General features: G+C 45.4%; 15 protein-coding genes. 3 read left to right on the top strand and 12 right to left on the bottom strand.

Going from position 1 to position 15,311, the window contains the following annotated elements:
* Positions 1-355 precede the first annotated feature (355 nt).
* Positions 356-1,321, bottom strand: coding sequence for a DHH family phosphoesterase (locus BW944_RS10570; protein ID WP_076559475.1), 966 nt, complete (start codon positions 1,319-1,321; stop codon positions 356-358).
* Between the two features lie 91 nt (positions 1,322-1,412).
* Here BW944_RS10570 and BW944_RS10575 point away from each other — a divergent pair, with 91 nt between their 5' ends.
* Positions 1,413-1,706: a YtpI family protein gene (locus BW944_RS10575; protein ID WP_076559477.1), complete on the top strand. Its 294-nt coding sequence runs from the start codon at positions 1,413-1,415 to the stop codon at positions 1,704-1,706.
* A 25-nt stretch (positions 1,707-1,731) separates the two neighbouring features.
* On the opposite strand, the gene BW944_RS10580 is transcribed toward BW944_RS10575, so the two are convergent.
* The 7 genes from BW944_RS10580 to BW944_RS10610 form a co-directional block, all read right to left on the bottom strand.
* A complete protein-coding gene (locus tag BW944_RS10580) occupies positions 1,732-3,045 on the bottom strand; it encodes a DRTGG domain-containing protein (protein ID WP_076559479.1) in 1,314 nt (437 codons plus the stop codon).
* Between the two features lie 658 nt (positions 3,046-3,703).
* Positions 3,704-4,384, bottom strand: a complete 681-nt coding sequence (locus BW944_RS10585) for a metal-dependent hydrolase (protein WP_076559481.1) — start codon at positions 4,382-4,384, stop codon at positions 3,704-3,706.
* A 14-nt stretch (positions 4,385-4,398) separates the two neighbouring features.
* Positions 4,399-5,949: a polyamine aminopropyltransferase gene (locus tag BW944_RS10590; protein WP_076559483.1), complete on the bottom strand. Its 1,551-nt coding sequence runs from the start codon at positions 5,947-5,949 to the stop codon at positions 4,399-4,401.
* 57 nt (positions 5,950-6,006) lie between these two features.
* Positions 6,007-6,402, bottom strand: a complete 396-nt coding sequence (locus BW944_RS10595) for a DUF350 domain-containing protein (protein ID WP_076559484.1) — start codon at positions 6,400-6,402, stop codon at positions 6,007-6,009.
* 15 nt (positions 6,403-6,417) lie between these two features.
* The gene (locus tag BW944_RS10600; protein WP_076559486.1) at positions 6,418-7,080 is read right to left on the bottom strand and encodes a DUF4247 domain-containing protein; all 663 of its coding nucleotides are present in this window, start codon (positions 7,078-7,080) and stop codon (positions 6,418-6,420) included.
* A gap of 65 nt (positions 7,081-7,145) precedes the next feature.
* Positions 7,146-7,817 (bottom strand): PspA/IM30 family protein, encoded by a 672-nt coding sequence (locus BW944_RS10605; RefSeq protein WP_076559488.1) that lies wholly within the window; start codon positions 7,815-7,817, stop codon positions 7,146-7,148.
* 13 nt (positions 7,818-7,830) lie between these two features.
* Entirely contained in the window at positions 7,831-8,343 is a 513-nt protein-coding gene (locus BW944_RS10610; RefSeq protein ID WP_076559491.1) for a DUF4178 domain-containing protein, read from the bottom strand.
* A gap of 211 nt (positions 8,344-8,554) precedes the next feature.
* Between BW944_RS10610 and BW944_RS10615 the strand changes: the two genes are divergently transcribed.
* The gene (locus tag BW944_RS10615) at positions 8,555-9,019 is read left to right on the top strand and encodes a universal stress protein (protein WP_076559493.1); all 465 of its coding nucleotides are present in this window, start codon (positions 8,555-8,557) and stop codon (positions 9,017-9,019) included.
* Between the two features lie 46 nt (positions 9,020-9,065).
* Here the strand turns inward: BW944_RS10615 and BW944_RS10620 are convergent, their stop codons facing one another.
* A complete protein-coding gene (locus BW944_RS10620) occupies positions 9,066-10,259 on the bottom strand; it encodes an acetate kinase (RefSeq protein ID WP_076559495.1) in 1,194 nt (397 codons plus the stop codon).
* A gap of 121 nt (positions 10,260-10,380) precedes the next feature.
* Positions 10,381-11,376: a class I SAM-dependent methyltransferase gene (locus tag BW944_RS10625; RefSeq protein WP_076559497.1), complete on the bottom strand. Its 996-nt coding sequence runs from the start codon at positions 11,374-11,376 to the stop codon at positions 10,381-10,383.
* 160 nt (positions 11,377-11,536) lie between these two features.
* On the opposite strand from BW944_RS10625, the gene BW944_RS10630 reads away from it, so the two are divergent.
* Entirely contained in the window at positions 11,537-12,340 is an 804-nt protein-coding gene (locus tag BW944_RS10630; RefSeq protein WP_076559499.1) for an NAD kinase, read from the top strand.
* 69 nt (positions 12,341-12,409) lie between these two features.
* Here BW944_RS10630 and BW944_RS10635 read toward each other — a convergent pair whose 3' ends face one another.
* Both BW944_RS10635 and thiI read right to left on the bottom strand, forming a co-directional pair.
* Complete coding sequence (locus tag BW944_RS10635) at positions 12,410-13,993, bottom strand: amidohydrolase (protein WP_200806515.1); 1,584 nt, start codon at positions 13,991-13,993, stop codon at positions 12,410-12,412.
* A gap of 107 nt (positions 13,994-14,100) precedes the next feature.
* The gene (gene thiI, locus BW944_RS10640) at positions 14,101-15,309 is read right to left on the bottom strand and encodes a tRNA uracil 4-sulfurtransferase ThiI (protein ID WP_076559502.1); all 1,209 of its coding nucleotides are present in this window, start codon (positions 15,307-15,309) and stop codon (positions 14,101-14,103) included.
* Positions 15,310-15,311: the final 2 nt, after the last annotated feature.

Below are 15,311 nucleotides of genomic sequence, written 5' to 3' on the forward strand. Positions count from 1 at the left end.
ACAACGGCTTCGGGCAAACTCAAGTCACGATACATAAAAGCAGCATCCTATCTTTTTTATAGAAAGGCTACTATGAAAATAAATGTCCAGACAGACGCTTGCCGCGGGCTACCCGAATCTCTCTGAAATCGATTCGGCTTATTTTCCGTTTATGTTTCTACAGCAGGCGTCTTCACCCTTTCGTTTTGAAATCAACAACAGACTTTAAAAGGGCCTATAGAAATGAAGGAGAGGGAAATGGAGGGGATAAGAAATGAAGAGGGATCGTTTAAAGGGATTCCGGCCTCAACCGGCAGATGATAAATGAATCAGTCCTCCGTTCACGAAGAACTGATCATCTTCATAAAAACAGCAATCAGTAGGAAGAAGAGCTTTCCAGTTTCTGTTTGGTATATTCCTTACAAAGCGTTTGTAATTCTTTCTCAATCATTTCGGTTTCTTTCCAATCCGCTGCACGTGCCCCGGCAGCCATAGCGTGACCGCCTCCGCTGTATTTTTCGGCAAGTTTGTTGATGACCGGCCCTTTCGAACGGAAACGGACCCTTATTTCCTTATCTTCTTCGACGAAAAACACCCAGGATAAAATTCCTTCAATATCCCCCGGTACGCCTACGAGCTGGCTCGTCTCTAAAGGATCGATGCCGAATTTCTTCAGCACATCTTTAGGAAGAGGAATAACTGCATGGCCTTCTTCCGAGACAGTGATATGCTGCAGTATATATCCCTTCAACCTCGCCAGACGCAACGAGGTCTTGTACAAGCTATCATACAGATGAGGGCGATCAAAATCATATTTGATCAGCTCTGAAGCCGCTTCAAAGGTTCTCTCTGTGGTGCTCGGAAACAAAAAGCGTCCGGTGTCCCCGATGATCCCCGCATAAAGTAACCTCGCCGCTTCTTTTGAGAAGGACCATTCCTTTATTTCACGCACGAGGACGTAAATCATTTCACTTGTCGAACTGGCGTCTGATTCCACCCACTGGATATCTCCATATTCATCCACGACAGGATGATGGTCGATTTTGATGAGAGCTGACCCTGATTCATATTTATCCCCGTCTACTCTCTCCTGGTTAGCTGTATCATTGACTATCACTACCGCTCCCCGATAATCCTCCTCTTTCACCGTGTCCATAGAACCGAGAAAATGGAAATAGGGGTCCTCCTCGCCGACTGCGAGGATCTTTTTTTCAGGATAGGCATCCTCAAGGATTTTCTTCAGACCGAGCTGTGATCCCAGAGCATCAGGATCCGGGCGTACATGGCGATGAATAATGACAGTCGGGTGTGCTTCGATAAGTTCCTTTATCTTTTCATACATGAAAAAACACTCCTTTATGCAAACATGGTGGCATTTTTTTTAGAAACAAGCTAAAATAGTCGGTATCAAATACTTCATAAGGATGATGTTCATGTTACTCTTCGTCGCTTTGGTTATTGTATCCATTGTACTATACATTTACAACAAAGTAATGACTACACGTACAGCGCACCCGATTACTCAGCGTTATTACAATAGTATGGCCAAACTCTTCCTCGGCATATTCATTGCAAGTTTTGGTGCCGGTCAGTATCTGTTTTACGAAACCCGTGTCTCTCTTTTCATCGGTATTCTATTTTTGATAGCGGGAATTTTCCAGATTTCTCATGGTTGGAAAGCTTCCCGTCACTACAGAAACGAGTATTACAAACACGCTGAAGCCTGAAGCCGCTATATCTAGCGGCTTCTTTTTATTTATCTATCAACTGGGCCATGAGCAGCGCTTTACCGACGATACTCCCCTCATGGTAGACTTCGACGTCAAGCTTTGCCAGCTTCCTTCCCACTTCAAGAATACGCGGGTGTATTTCCACTTCACTTTCAAGCTGGACCGGTTTGATAAAGTAAGTGGAGATGTTCTCTACGACGAGGTCCCCTTTTTTATGTTTGGTGAGCAGATGACTGGCAGCTTCGGTTATAAGCGCTGTGAACACTCCATAGGACATCGTACCAAGCTGATTCGTCATTTGCGGAGTGACTTTCGTACGGAGAATATAAGTACCATCCTCTTCGGTGATATGGCTCAGCTGACTGGTGATCAGATCATCGATCGTCTCCCCGACCTGGGGTTGCTTCTGGATATTCTGAAGAGCCTTCAGTACATCCTGCCTGGAGATGATCCCCTGAAGTTCTCTCAGAGAGTTGATGACTGGCATCAATTCGATACCTTCCCATACCATCATATGCGCAGCATTCGCAAGCGAGGTATTCGTGGTCACAGTCATCGGATTACGGGTCATGACTTTGTCGATCAATGTATGCTCCTCTTCCCCGACAATATCCTTGGAGGTTACGATCCCCGACACACGATTCTGTGAATCGACGACCGGATATCTGCTGTGGGTCGTTTCTTTATTGAGTTCGTACCACCTGGTTATTGAATCCGTAGTAGTGAGGAATTTCGCCTCCTCCAACGGAGTATAAATATCTCCGACCAAAACAATCTCCTTTTTGATCATCTGATCATAGATAGCTCTGTTGATCATCGTCGCTACGGTGAAAGTATCATAACTTGTCGATATAACAGGCAGTTCCTTCTCGTCTGCAAGACGCTTCACTTCATCCGTGGTGTCAAAACCGCCGGTAACAAGGACAGCTGCCCCTTCCTGTACGGCCAGTTCATGGGCGTTGGTACGGTTCCCTACAATGAGCAGTGATCCTGCTTCCGTGTATCTCATCATTGCATCGAGTTTCATCGCGCCGATCACGAATTTGTTCAATGTTTTATGAAGCCCTTTTCTTCCCCCCATCACCTGTCCGTCAACGATGTTCACAATTTCCGCGAAGGTCAGCCGCTCGATATTCTCTTTTTTCTTCTGTTCTATTCTTATCGTGCCCACTCGTTCAATCGTGCTGACAAGGTTCTGGTTTTCCGCTTCTTTAATAGCACGGTAAGCTGTCCCTTCACTTACCTGCATCTCTTTCGCAATGCGTCGAACAGAAATTTTACTACCTATCCCCAAAGAATCTATATGCTTCAAAATTTGTTCATGCTTCGTAGCCATTCTCTCACCGACTTCCCAACTGTACTAGTATTATTGAATATAATTGTTATTATACTAGTGATACAGTTAGAGTTCAATTTTCAATCGTTTTCCTTTTTAAAAAGGCTCTCTTATCGTTCATTGTTAATTTTCATCTCTACGGGTGGAAGCTTGCCGCGGGCATGACGTCAACTACAGGAATCTCACTATGTTCGATTCCTGTGATTTTTAAGTTCATGCTATTCCCGCAGGCGTCTCCCCCCTTGTTCTAAAATCAACAACAGACTTTACCAGAGCCATTCATGCAAAAGCATTTGCACCAAGAGCTATGAAAATTCCTGAACGCTGTTTATGGTATGTGTTTTAGAATGGAAGTAGAGAAAGGCGGCGGCTCCAGTGGGAGCTCGGGCAGCTGAAGACCCCTCAGGGAAACGAGGAGGCTGAAGCGTTGCTCCTGGATAAGCGTCCGCCTGAATAATTATTTTCAGGGTCGCCTTTAAAAATGAAACAATGGTTGATTCAACTATGGCTCTGTTATAGCCGGTTGTTTATTCAGTGAGAATGAAAACCAGAAGTGAATTTCTTTGTTCACACCTTCCTAGAGAAAATAAATAAAAGAAGATTCCCGGACATTTCACCGAGAATGTCCGGAAATCTTCTTTGCGCAAGCAGCGCTTGTTTATAATTCGATTGATTCCCCTGGTTTCAAAGCGACTCCTTTGCCGGGCTTCACCTTGGAAGCGAAAGCATCGCCATCCTGATTGATCAGATCGAATGTATTGTAATGAACCGGCACCACCTGTTTAGCTCCGATCCACTCAGCAGCTGTAAGCGCATCTTCAGGCCCCATGGTGAAATTATCACCGATCGGAACAAAAGCCAAATCGATATCATTTCTCTCACCGATCATCTTCATATCGGAAAACAGACCGGTATCTCCCATATGATAGATGGTTTTGCCGTCGATCGTCAGAAGAATCCCTGTCGGCATACCAGTATAAACGATCGTTCCATCTTCTTCCGTGTAAGAAGAACCATGAAAAGCCTGAGTGAATTTCACTGTACCGAAATCGAAATCATGGCTGCCTCCGATGTACATCGGATGTGCATTCAGACCTTTGTTGCCGAGATACGTAGCCAGTTCGAAAGGAGCTACGACCTGGGCATCATTCCGCTTGGCGATATCAAACGTATCACCTACATGGTCGTTATGCCCGTGTGTCAAAAGGATAACATCAGCATCTGTCTCATCCGCTTTCAGATCCGTGTTTCCGTTTTCGGAAATGAACGGATCGATGAGAATCGTATGCTTGTCCGTCTCCACTTTTACAACTGCGTGTCCATGATAAAATACTTTCATATTTTCATCCTCCTTTAGTAATGCTCCCATGCTTTCTCATATTTCTGTACAAGGTTGGGATGGATTAATGTATTGGGCTCCAGATTCTTCACCTGCCCATCACTGTTAATGATTTCCCGGTCTTCATCTTTTCCAAACACCGCTAAGGCAGAAATGACTTCTTCCGTCAGAAACTCTGTATCCGTGCGGATTGTCGCTTCTTCGGTATCGATGTCCTTCCTCGAAGCCATAACGAAACCCCAATTCCCGAAACTCGGTACATCCACATGGTAATTATACGTATTCATCCCTGTGGCCTGAATCGTCTCATCAATCGTCCAGTACACTTCCGTTGCGAACACCGGACTGGTTGCCTGAGCCATCATTATTCCATCCGGCTTCATATGATTCCTGACGAGCGAGTAGAACTCTTTCGTATATAATTTATTCAGACTCTCATTGTTGGGATCCGGAAGATCGACAAGCACCGCATCGTATCGTTCTTCACTTTCTTCAAGGTATTTGAAAGCATCCTCATGAAAAACTTCAACAAGCGGATCCTCAAGAGCTCCTTCATTCAGCTTTCGAAGATGAGGATTTTCATTAGCAAGCTCTACGACAGCCGGATCCAGGTCGACGACAGTCACAGAATCCAATCCCTGGTACTCCAACAGTTCCTTCGCGGCAATGCCATCCCCGCCCCCCAAGATGAGGACGTCCCGCACCTCGCTTTTGTAAGCCAGCGGGAGATGCACGAGCGTTTCGTGGTACCTGTGTTCATCTATAGAACTGAACTGCAGTGCTCCATCCAGGAAAAGGCGAACGTCCTCCTGATCCTTTGTAAGAACGATTTTCTGATAAGCCGTATCTTCCATGTGTAAGACCGGATCTTTATAAAGCTTCTGTTCAAAAGAGAAAGCAAGTTCTTCTCCAAAGAACAGCCCACTGATAAGCAGAACTCCGATAAAAATTCCGCTTCCGAGATGAACTGAAAACCTTTTGATCTCCTGTTTGAAATAAAACAGGACGAGGAGAGCGACCGCGAGATTAATCACGCCGACAAAAAAAGCGGTCTTCACCATCCCCATTTCCGGGCGGAGGTAAAAGGCAAATAACAACCCGCCGATCAGACCGCCGGCATAGTCTGAAAAAAGGACACGCGCCGTACTCTTATTCAATTCGACGCCGATGTCATTCGCCTTCCGGATAAGGACCGGTAATTCTATACCTGTCAGGGCACCGACCGTGAATGTGATCAGATATAGAAACAATGCATCCGATCCTGACGGGGCAAAAGCGGTCATACCGAACATGAGAAAACTCGAAAACCCGCCGATAATCGCCACCATGAATTCCGTCCAGATAAATGCGACCACGAGATTCCTGGTGACTCTTTCGCTCAAACTCGCCCCCACACCCATGCCTGTCAGAAACAGACTGATCGTTAATGTATACTGCTTCACTCCATCTCCGAGTATATACGAACCGAGGGCGCCGAATAACACTTCAAAGATCAACCCGCAGATGGAGACGATACCGGAGGCCCAATAAATCAATTTGCTTTGCCTGATTTGTTTTTCATTCATTTCTATTTCTCCCTAAAAGGAAAAGACACCCCTTCCAAAAGAGTGTCTCCTTTCTCCTTATGTAATCGAAGCTCCGATGACAAATGCGAGCCCGATCGATACTCCCACGGAGATGATCCCGATCGCTGTGTTATTGTCTTTCAACTTCTGCTCCACCGAAAATCTGCGGGTGAATAATTCAAACAGTAAATACGCAACCATTTGAAGCGCAACACCTACTCCGCCCCAGATCAGCGTATCCAGAATAGTGAAACTATGATAGATAGCGAACGAAAGAACGATACATATACCGATGATCTTACCGGCAATCGACATTGCGACCGCCTGATTTCCAGCACTTACTTCCTCCCAGTCTTTATACTTCTGGGTCATTACCTCGAAAATAAACAATCCTATCAAAACAACTACAACTGCAATCAGAAAATATCCTACTGTTGCCAGAAATGGTTCCATGTTTTTCCCCTCCTTTTATTTTCCTGCTCCGGGTCCTCCACCTCTATTGGATGAACCTCTGAATGATCCTCCGTTTCCTCCATACATCGTATACCCGCCGTAACATCCACCGGCATTCTGGCATCTGTTTCTCTGGCTGTTGCGCCAGTCATTCGTACCAAAAGCCTGATTCAACAAAGCGTAAGCAAGCATACCATCAAAAAAGGATGGAGAATAATTATTCCGAACAAATTCCTTTTCTGCCACTTCAATCAGTACCAACCCTGCTTCTTCTTCACTCTCTTTCAATATGACAAACTCCTCGTCATAAATCAATGCCTGTTTATCCCCCTGCCTGTCCCCTGTTTCCTCCGGCGGCACTTCTTCGACAATCAGGTCTTCCACTTCACGGAGGTTGAATTCGCTCGTCATATAAATTTCTGCGCGGCCTCGATCTGTCTGAACTGTATCGAGCTGAGGAAAAGTTTCCTCCATCATGTTTTCGACAGACGTGAAGGACTGGTTCTCCAAAGTTTCTTCAATTTCTCCGCGTGAGGGTTCTTCGGGTAACGAATCATAGGACCCTTGTTCATATGTACCTGATATTCCGCTTCCTGTACTATCATCACTGTCGAAAATAAAGAAAGCGATAAAAGCAGCAAATATAGTGAATAATGCGACACTGCCTATATCCTTCACGGATGATCCCCCTTTCTTTTCATGCTAAAATTACAAGCCCGGCTGCGCCAGGCTTGTAAACACCTTTATTCTTTATTCATTTTCTTCTTCAATTCTGCAAGTTCGTCATTCACTTTATCATCTTTTCCTAAGTTATCGAACTCATCATCGAGGGAACGGTTCTCTGAACGGAGGTCCTCGCTCGTTTCCGCTTCTGCTTCATGTTGCATGACTTTCTCTTCCATACGTTCGAATCCCTGTCTGGACTCGTCACTACCGATGTCAGACATAGTGCGGTTCATCTTCGTACGTGTCTTCGCTGATTCAGCACGAGCTTTCAGTGAATCTTTCTTCAGTTTCATTTCCTGGTATTCTTTCTTCATTTCATCCAGTTTCGTACGAAGTTGTTCTGAATCCTGTTTGGCACGATCGTACGATTCTTTCATCTGATCCGCCTGTTCCTGATGACTGTTCTTATCCTCGATAGCACGGCGTGCAAGGTCTTCATCACCGGCTTCAATGGCTTTCTCGGCCTGTTTCATGCGTTTTTCGACCATTGCCTGAGCGTCATCGTACTTACGCTTCAACATTTTCTCATTGGCGATCTGTTTCGCTACAGCGCTCTCCGCATCACGGATATCGTTCTCCATGTCACGCATGAACTGTTCGAGCATTTTCACCGGGTCCTCCGCCTTATCAAGCATCGAATTCAATTCAGAACCTACTACTGTCTTTACTCTGTTAAAAAATTTAAACAATCGAATCTCCTCCTTATTTGGATCCTGCTATAATTTTCAGTTCATATTCTTCCAAAGATCTTCCAAGACTCACTTCGATTTCACTTCCCCACTCTTCGAGGCTGAGCATCGTCTCCTCATCCTCCGCCAAATAATCTCCGTAACGGACCGGGTCCCACTGAAGATTACTGCTTCTTCCCTCACCGAATACTTTCGCTTCCCCTTCTTCCTGCTTATGATAAGTTCTTCCTTCATGCTCAAGCTTCGCAGGAAAAGGTTTCTGAACGGAAAGATGAATTTTCTCATACATCCCGAGTTCAAGTTCATCATCCATCTCAGCGGACAACCATTTGGTGTTTCTGCCTTCAAGAAGCTGATAGCCGTACCATTCGTAACTTCCATCCCGGTACGTCAGCTTGCTGACGACTTCGTAATCTGCAAGGTCATACGTAACTATATCCCCGATTTCAAGATTCAGAGCGTGACGCTCTTTCACTTCCGGAGCAGTATCTTTCTTTTTCGAAAACAATCGCTTCAAAAAACCCACGTGAACCTCTCCTTTTCATGACCCTGTACCTCTTATTACGATTCGTTCCGGTAAAGGTTTCATTTATTGCTGAATTTTTTCTATTTATAGTATACCTTTTTAAACCGTCAGACAAAAGTTCACAGCTTTTTCATTTTCGGGAAACGCTTACATGTCTAATGTACAACAGTTCGTGGTATATGTATAATAGAAAGAGAAAGGAGTGGGTAAGATGTCTTTTGAATACAAGAATATTGTAGTAGCAGTCGACGGGTCAGAAACAGCGGAACACGCTTTTCACAAGGCGGTCGATATCGCAAACAGAAACAACGCAACTATTATTTTATCCCACATCGTAGACACCAGAGCTTTTGCCACAGTCGAAGCGTACGACCGTTCCCTCGCTATGCGAGCGGAGAAACACGCTTATGAAATTCTCGAGGATTACAAAAAGCAGGCCCAGGAAGCAGGACTGGACAAAATTGAAATTGAAATCGAGTATGGCTCTCCAAAAGTGAAACTCACCAAAGACATCGCACCCAAATACAATGCAGACCTGATTATCTGCGGAGCCACCGGCTTGAATGCCATGGAAAGATTCTTCATCGGGAGTGTATCCGAACATATCACACGATCGGCGAAATGCGATGTGCTAGTCGTACGCGACACCGATCATGCGGAAGCAACAGAAGCATAGTTTTTTAAAAAGACCTTCCGGTTCGGAAGGTCTTTTTTATTGGTATTCAGCTCTGAAGTCCTTTTTCCACTGTGTCTCTTGCAATCATCACTTCTTCGTTCGTCGGGATTACCATCACTTTTACCGGGGAATGAGGATAGTTCACGAAAGCGTCTTTCCCGCGGATCCGGTTAAGAGAAGGATCCCAGTACACACCCATGAACTCCAATCCTTTCAAAATACGTTCGCGGATGGAAACACTGTTTTCTCCTACACCTGCAGTGAAAATGATACCGTCAATCCCGTGCATACGGGAAGCGTAGGAACCGATATATTTGTGGATCCGGTTAGCGAATACTTCAAGGGCAAGTTCTGCACGTTCATCCCCTTCTTCGGCTTTATCCTCGATATCACGAAGATCGCTCGAGAAACCGGAAAGTGCGAGCATTCCACTTTCTTTGTTCAGTACATTCATCACTTCGTCCGCTGTTTTCCCGGTCTTTTCCATGATGAATGGTATAAGAGCAGGATCGATGTTCCCGGATCTCGTTCCCATCGTTACACCTGCAAGAGGTGTGAAACCCATGGAAGTGTCAATCGACTTGCCGCCTTCGACCGCTGCGATACTGGCTCCGTTTCCAAGGTGGCAGGAAAGGAGACGCAGGTTTTCCACCGGACGTCCGAGCATTTCCGCCGCACGTTCAGATACATATTTGTGTGAAGTACCGTGGAAACCATACTTACGAATGCCATAGTCTTCATAGTACTCATAAGGGAGACTGTATAAATACGACTGCTCAGGCATCGACTGGTGGAAAGCTGTGTCGAATACTGCCACGTGAGGGATATTCGGCATCACTTCCTGAAAAGCACGAATCCCAGTGAGGTTAGCCGGATTGTGCAACGGGGCCAACTCAGATACATCCTCGATCGCCTGGATGACCTCTTCTGTTACAAGTGCTGATTCACTGAATTTCTCTCCTCCATGAACCACACGGTGTCCGACGCCATCAATGTCTTCGAGTGACTGGATAATTCCTTTGGAGGTCAAAGTATCGAGAAGGATATCTACAGCCTCCTGGTGATCATTGATATCCTGGACTGTCTTGTCTTCCTCTTCATCTGTTTCAATCTTGAATATAGAATCATTCAAACCGATTCGTTCCATAACACCTTTAGCATTCACTGTTTCTTCAGGCATTTCAATGAGCTGAAATTTCAGTGAAGAACTACCGGCATTAATAGCTAAGACTTTATTCAATGTTGCTCATCCCCTTAATATAGGCTCGTTTCGTCCATCTACTACCATTTAACCACCCGCCATTTTCATTTTCAACCGTAAAGAATAATGATAACGGTTACCTGATATATTTCTTATTTTCTTACAATTTGCCGGTATGATAGTCACTGAACCAGTCGTTCACCTGGGCGATGACATTGGCTGTCTTTTCAGGACTCGAGAAAGAAGGAAGTTTTACCAGTAGAGCCTGTTTCGGTGGCTTCGACCCTTCCTTCTTCTTCTGAACGATGAATACGCTTCTTGCGAATTTCTCATCTTTGAACAGGTCTTCCGGTAACTGAAGCATACCGATGATATGAGCGTGTTCGCGCAAATATTTCTGCAGTTGCTCAGCCTGGTCACTTTCAAAAAGGAAGTTCGGCACGACGAAAATTCCGTATCCCCCCTCTTTGAGATACGTAAGACTCTGCTCTATCAGAAGATGATGGGCGTAAGAATGACCTTCTTCGGATTTCAATTCATATTTAGCGGCCTGGACGTCATCCGGATAATAACCTATCGGGAGATCCGCAGTTACTACATCGACAGGCTCCAGCAGAAATGGCTGAAGGCTATCCTGATGGAAGAATTCAATATTATGCTTTTGCAGATTGGCCTGGACTACCGCAAGCTGGATAAGGGTGTCATCCACTTCACTTCCGTAGGGATGAATCTTTTTATCGGTTCCGTTCATAATAGCGGTGATGAGATTCCCACTTCCGCAGGTCGGATCGAAAAGCCTGAGCTCCTGGTCCTGGAATTCCGTCAGTTTCCCGACAAGATAGCCTATAAATGTAGCTACCGCATCAGGAGTCAGAAGGTGCTGTTGTTGAGTCGCCCCCTTCATCCCCTTCAGCGTTGACAGCTGAATCGCTTTCCGGATTTCTTCATTTTCATAGTGCTCTTTATTGAATCCGAGCCATTTGTTGCGGATATCCACCTGGAGCTGCTCCGGGTAGTCATCGAATACCTGACCCTGATACAAAATATCCAGAGCTTCCGTTACAGATTCCAAATAAGTGATATTCAACCCTTCCGAAATAGCCGTCGCCATTTCATCGACTTGCGTAAACAATTTTTCTACGTTCTGCTGATCCATAAATGCGTTCCTCCTAAATATAGTTGAGGCGTAATTGGTTATCCTTGTATACAATATCGAATGTGTACGAGCTTTTCAAACGAGGACATTCATAGGGGGGAAAGGTTCAAATTTATATGATAAAATAGAAATTGCGAAATAATCCAAAGGAGGCAGCTCAATGTCAGATCAAAGAAGAAACCTTTACTTTTATTATCCCCCGAACGAGGAAACGGATAAAAAATTAGAACCAGTGAAACAGCTGGCTATTGAAAATAAGTTCACCATTGTAGAAGATGCCCAGGAAGCGAACATCATCATTTCCGTAGGTGGAGACGGGACTTTCCTGCAGGCAGTAAGAAAGACAGGCTTCCGTCAGGACTGTCTTTATCTCGGAATCAGAGAAGGAGATGAGGCAGGACTCTACTGTGATTTCGATCTTGATAACCATGAAGAAATGGTAACACATATGTTGAACGATGATATTGAAGTGAGGCGTTTCCCACTCATCGAAGTGACTGTGAATAATGAATCGACCTTCCTGTGTCTCAATGAGTGCAGCGTCCGTTCTTCCCTGATTAAAACGATCGATATTGACGTTCAAATCGATGACCTCGAATTCGAGCGCTTCCGAGGTGATGGTCTGATCGTCTCCACTCCGACCGGAAGTACAGGCTACAACAAATCGACGAAAGGAGCGGTAGTCGATCCGCTGCTCCCGTCCATGCAAATAAGCGAACTGGCTTCCTTGAATAACAATCGGTACCGTACGCTCGGGTCGTCCTTCATTCTGAGTAAAGAGCGGAAGTTACGTCTCGGGGTACGTCAGGATGGCAACGACTTCCCGATCATAGGTATGGACAACGAAGCTTATTCCATTCGCAACGTTAAAGATATCGACGTGGTCCTGAGTGATAAAGTAATCAAAACGGCCCGACTGAAAAGCAACTCTTACTGGCATCGTGTCCAGCGTACGTTCCTGTAACCACTTGCAACATATACTGATTCAACCAGGCGGACCGGAAACAGCCTTTGCCGGTCCGCCTTTTCTATGCTATTTTTTATACATGATCTCTCCGTCTACTACAGTCATCAACACCACTGCATCCGTTATTTCTTGAGGAGACAGGGAAAACAGATCGCGATCCAGCACTGTAAAATCCGCTGCATAATCTTCCCGTATCATCCCCAGTTCCTTTTCCTTCCCTACCGCATAAGAACTTCCCTTCGTATATAAAGAGACGGCTTCATAGATGGAAAGCCTTTCTTCTTCCTGGTATACATTATAATCCTGGTTTGAACGGCGATCTACAGCTGCGCGCATCCCCATCAGAGGATTCACTTCTTCGATAGGCGCATCAGAACCGCCCGCAATGAGCACTCCTTTATCATGGAGGGTTTTCCAGGCATACGATCGCTTAAGGCGTTCTTCCCCGAGCCGGTCAATCACCCATGGAAAGTCCGATGCTACGAAAGATGGTTGGATATCCAGAACTACAGGGAGGTTTTGCAGTCGCTCAATCAGTTGATCATTCAAAATCTGCGCATGGATGATACGGTCTCTGTGCCCTTCCTCCAGAGGATACCGTTCCATCCGATCAACGACGGCCTCTACAGCTCCGTCTCCGATAGCATGAACCGCTACGGGCATCCCTTTCTTTCTTGCTTTTTGGAAAAGTGCATCCAGTTCTTCATCGTTATGAATCGCGACACCCCGGTGGGAAGGATCATCTTCATAAGGTGCCGTCAATAGAGCCGTCCGTCCTCCGAGAGCGCCATCAGAAAATATTTTCATAGCTCCGAGCTTTACGAACTCCGTCCCTTCACCGAATGATAGCCCCGCTTCTTCCATTTCGTCCATCGCTTTATGATGGACAAGCAGATTGGTACGGAACTTTCGGTCCACTCCGTCAATAACTTTATAAAAAGCATGAAGTGTTTTGAGAAAACCCCCGTAATAGTATAAATCTTCCGTATGACCTCCTGTCAGACCACGGGCATACATATCTTCCACCGCCTCTGTCAAGGCATTTTCCAAGTAAGAAGAAGATACTTCGGGCATAGCTGCCTTTATGAATTCCTGAGCTTCATCATGGAAAATACCGGTGAGACCGTTCTCATCTTTTTCGAGTTTACCCCCTTGAGGATCAGGTGTATTCTCGTCCACTCCAGCAAGCTCCATCGCCTTGCTGTTTGCCGCTAAAGCGTGACGGCAGATTCTTGATAGCATAACCGGATGGGTCTCGGTAACTTCATCGAGTTCATTTGTGTGGATAAGCTCTTTTTCCACCCACTGGTTTTCGTTGAACCCTTCTCCGATCACCCATTCTTCAGGCGGAGTGCTAGCCGCGTGCTGCTTTAATGCCTGTAAAACCTCATGTTTGGATTTCATGAACGATAAATCAAGCCGCAACAAACGTTCTCCGTGCATAATCATGTGAAGATGACTATCGGTGAAACCCGGATACATAACCGCTCCATTCAGGTTATATTCCTCTTTGATCTCTTTCTTGTATTTCGTATGTAGGTGATTGGAAGTCCCCGTCTCTACAATCCTTCCTTCCTGCACAATCACCGCTTCTTCCCAGTCACCTTCTTGAATCATCGTATAAATTTTTCCTCCAAACCACAGTTCCATCATCCAACCTCCTCTTAAGTGATGTTCCTACAAAATAAAAATTCCACCTATCGACTTCGTTGTGTCATATTATACACAGGAACGAAGCCTACAGGTAGAATAATTGTCTAAAACAGCTCAGAAAAACTTCCTTTTTCTTCCGATGAATTTTCCCCATCAATCTGTACCGTTTCAATTGATGCGAGAGCCTTCTCGATATCTTCCGAGAAATCGACTGATTGTTCGATTGCTACGGTCTTCTCGCGATTCGGTTTTGTTTTCGGTTCTTTCGGCACGAAAATCGTACAGCAGTCTTCATAAGGTCGAATCGATATATCGTACGTATTGATTTTTTCAGCGATGTCGATGATTTCTAATTTATCCATAGTAGCCAGAGGCCGGATCACCGGGTAGTTGGTCACTTCATTGATCGTGTTCATGCTTTCCATCGTCTGACTCGCAACCTGACCAAGACTTTCCCCGGTAGTAATCGCTAAAGCCCCCTCACGTTTCGCAATTCTCTCTGTTATTCTCAGCATCATACGCCGCATAATCGTCATACCATAACTATCCGGAAGATCCCGGTGAATCTTCTGTTGTATTTCAGTGAAAGGAACGATGTGTACCTTTATCCGCTTTCCGTATTTTGAAAGTTCCCGGGTCAGATCCAACACTTTCTGCTTGGCACGCTCACTCGTATATGGGGGTGAATGGAAATGCACGGCTTCAATTTCCACTCCACGTTTCATCGTAAGATATCCTGCGACCGGAGAATCGATTCCACCGGAAAGCATAATCATCGATTTCCCCGTACTCCCGATCGGAAGTCCCCCAGCACCACGGTAATCCTTCGATGTGACGTAAGCCCCTTCATGACGGATCTCCACTTTCAGCTCGACATCGGGATGATGGACGTCTACACTCATTTCATCCTTGTTTTTTAAGATGTGACCCCCGAGAGCGGGATTCAGTTCCTTCGAATTAAGTGGAAAAGATTTATCCGCACGTTTAGCGGAGATTTTGAATGTTTTGGCGTTTTCCTCCACAGATACAGCCGATAGCACGGCCTCTTTCAGAGATTCCAAATCATTTTCGGTATGAATAGCAAAACTGAGGCTGTATATCCCGAACACCTGCTGACAAGCTTCCATCACTTTATGCGGGTCTTCGCCGTTCAACAGGACATACATTCTCCCCCTCGTCTTTTTCACTATCACCTTTTTGAAATGCTTCAACCGGTATTGAACGTTTTCAAGGAGCTGACGTTCAAAATGCTTTCTGTTTTTTCCTTTCAGTGCCATTTCACCGAAACGGATTAAAATATGATCAAATTGCATCG

Source organism: Salimicrobium flavidum, assembly GCF_900156645.1.
GTDB lineage: Bacteria > Bacillota > Bacilli > Bacillales > Halobacillaceae > Salimicrobium > Salimicrobium flavidum.

Bases quoted from the DNA above. Each gene is read 5' to 3' on its own strand.
- BW944_RS10570 (WP_076559475.1), bottom strand. From the start codon at position 1,321: ATGTATGAAAAGATAAAGGAACTTATCGAAGCACACCCGACTGTCATT.
- BW944_RS10575 (WP_076559477.1), top strand. From the start codon at position 1,413: ATGTTACTCTTCGTCGCTTTGGTTATTGTATCCATTGTACTATACATT.
- BW944_RS10580 (WP_076559479.1), bottom strand. From the start codon at position 3,045: ATGGCTACGAAGCATGAACAAATTTTGAAGCATATAGATTCTTTGGGG.
- BW944_RS10585 (WP_076559481.1), bottom strand. From the start codon at position 4,384: ATGAAAGTATTTTATCATGGACACGCAGTTGTAAAAGTGGAGACGGAC.
- BW944_RS10590 (WP_076559483.1), bottom strand. From the start codon at position 5,949: ATGAATGAAAAACAAATCAGGCAAAGCAAATTGATTTATTGGGCCTCC.
- BW944_RS10595 (WP_076559484.1), bottom strand. From the start codon at position 6,402: ATGGAACCATTTCTGGCAACAGTAGGATATTTTCTGATTGCAGTTGTA.
- BW944_RS10615 (WP_076559493.1), top strand. From the start codon at position 8,555: ATGTCTTTTGAATACAAGAATATTGTAGTAGCAGTCGACGGGTCAGAA.
- BW944_RS10625 (WP_076559497.1), bottom strand. From the start codon at position 11,376: ATGGATCAGCAGAACGTAGAAAAATTGTTTACGCAAGTCGATGAAATG.
- BW944_RS10630 (WP_076559499.1), top strand. From the start codon at position 11,537: ATGTCAGATCAAAGAAGAAACCTTTACTTTTATTATCCCCCGAACGAG.
- BW944_RS10635 (WP_200806515.1), bottom strand. From the start codon at position 13,993: ATGGAACTGTGGTTTGGAGGAAAAATTTATACGATGATTCAAGAAGGT.
- thiI (WP_076559502.1), bottom strand. From the start codon at position 15,309: ATGCAATTTGATCATATTTTAATCCGTTTCGGTGAAATGGCACTGAAA.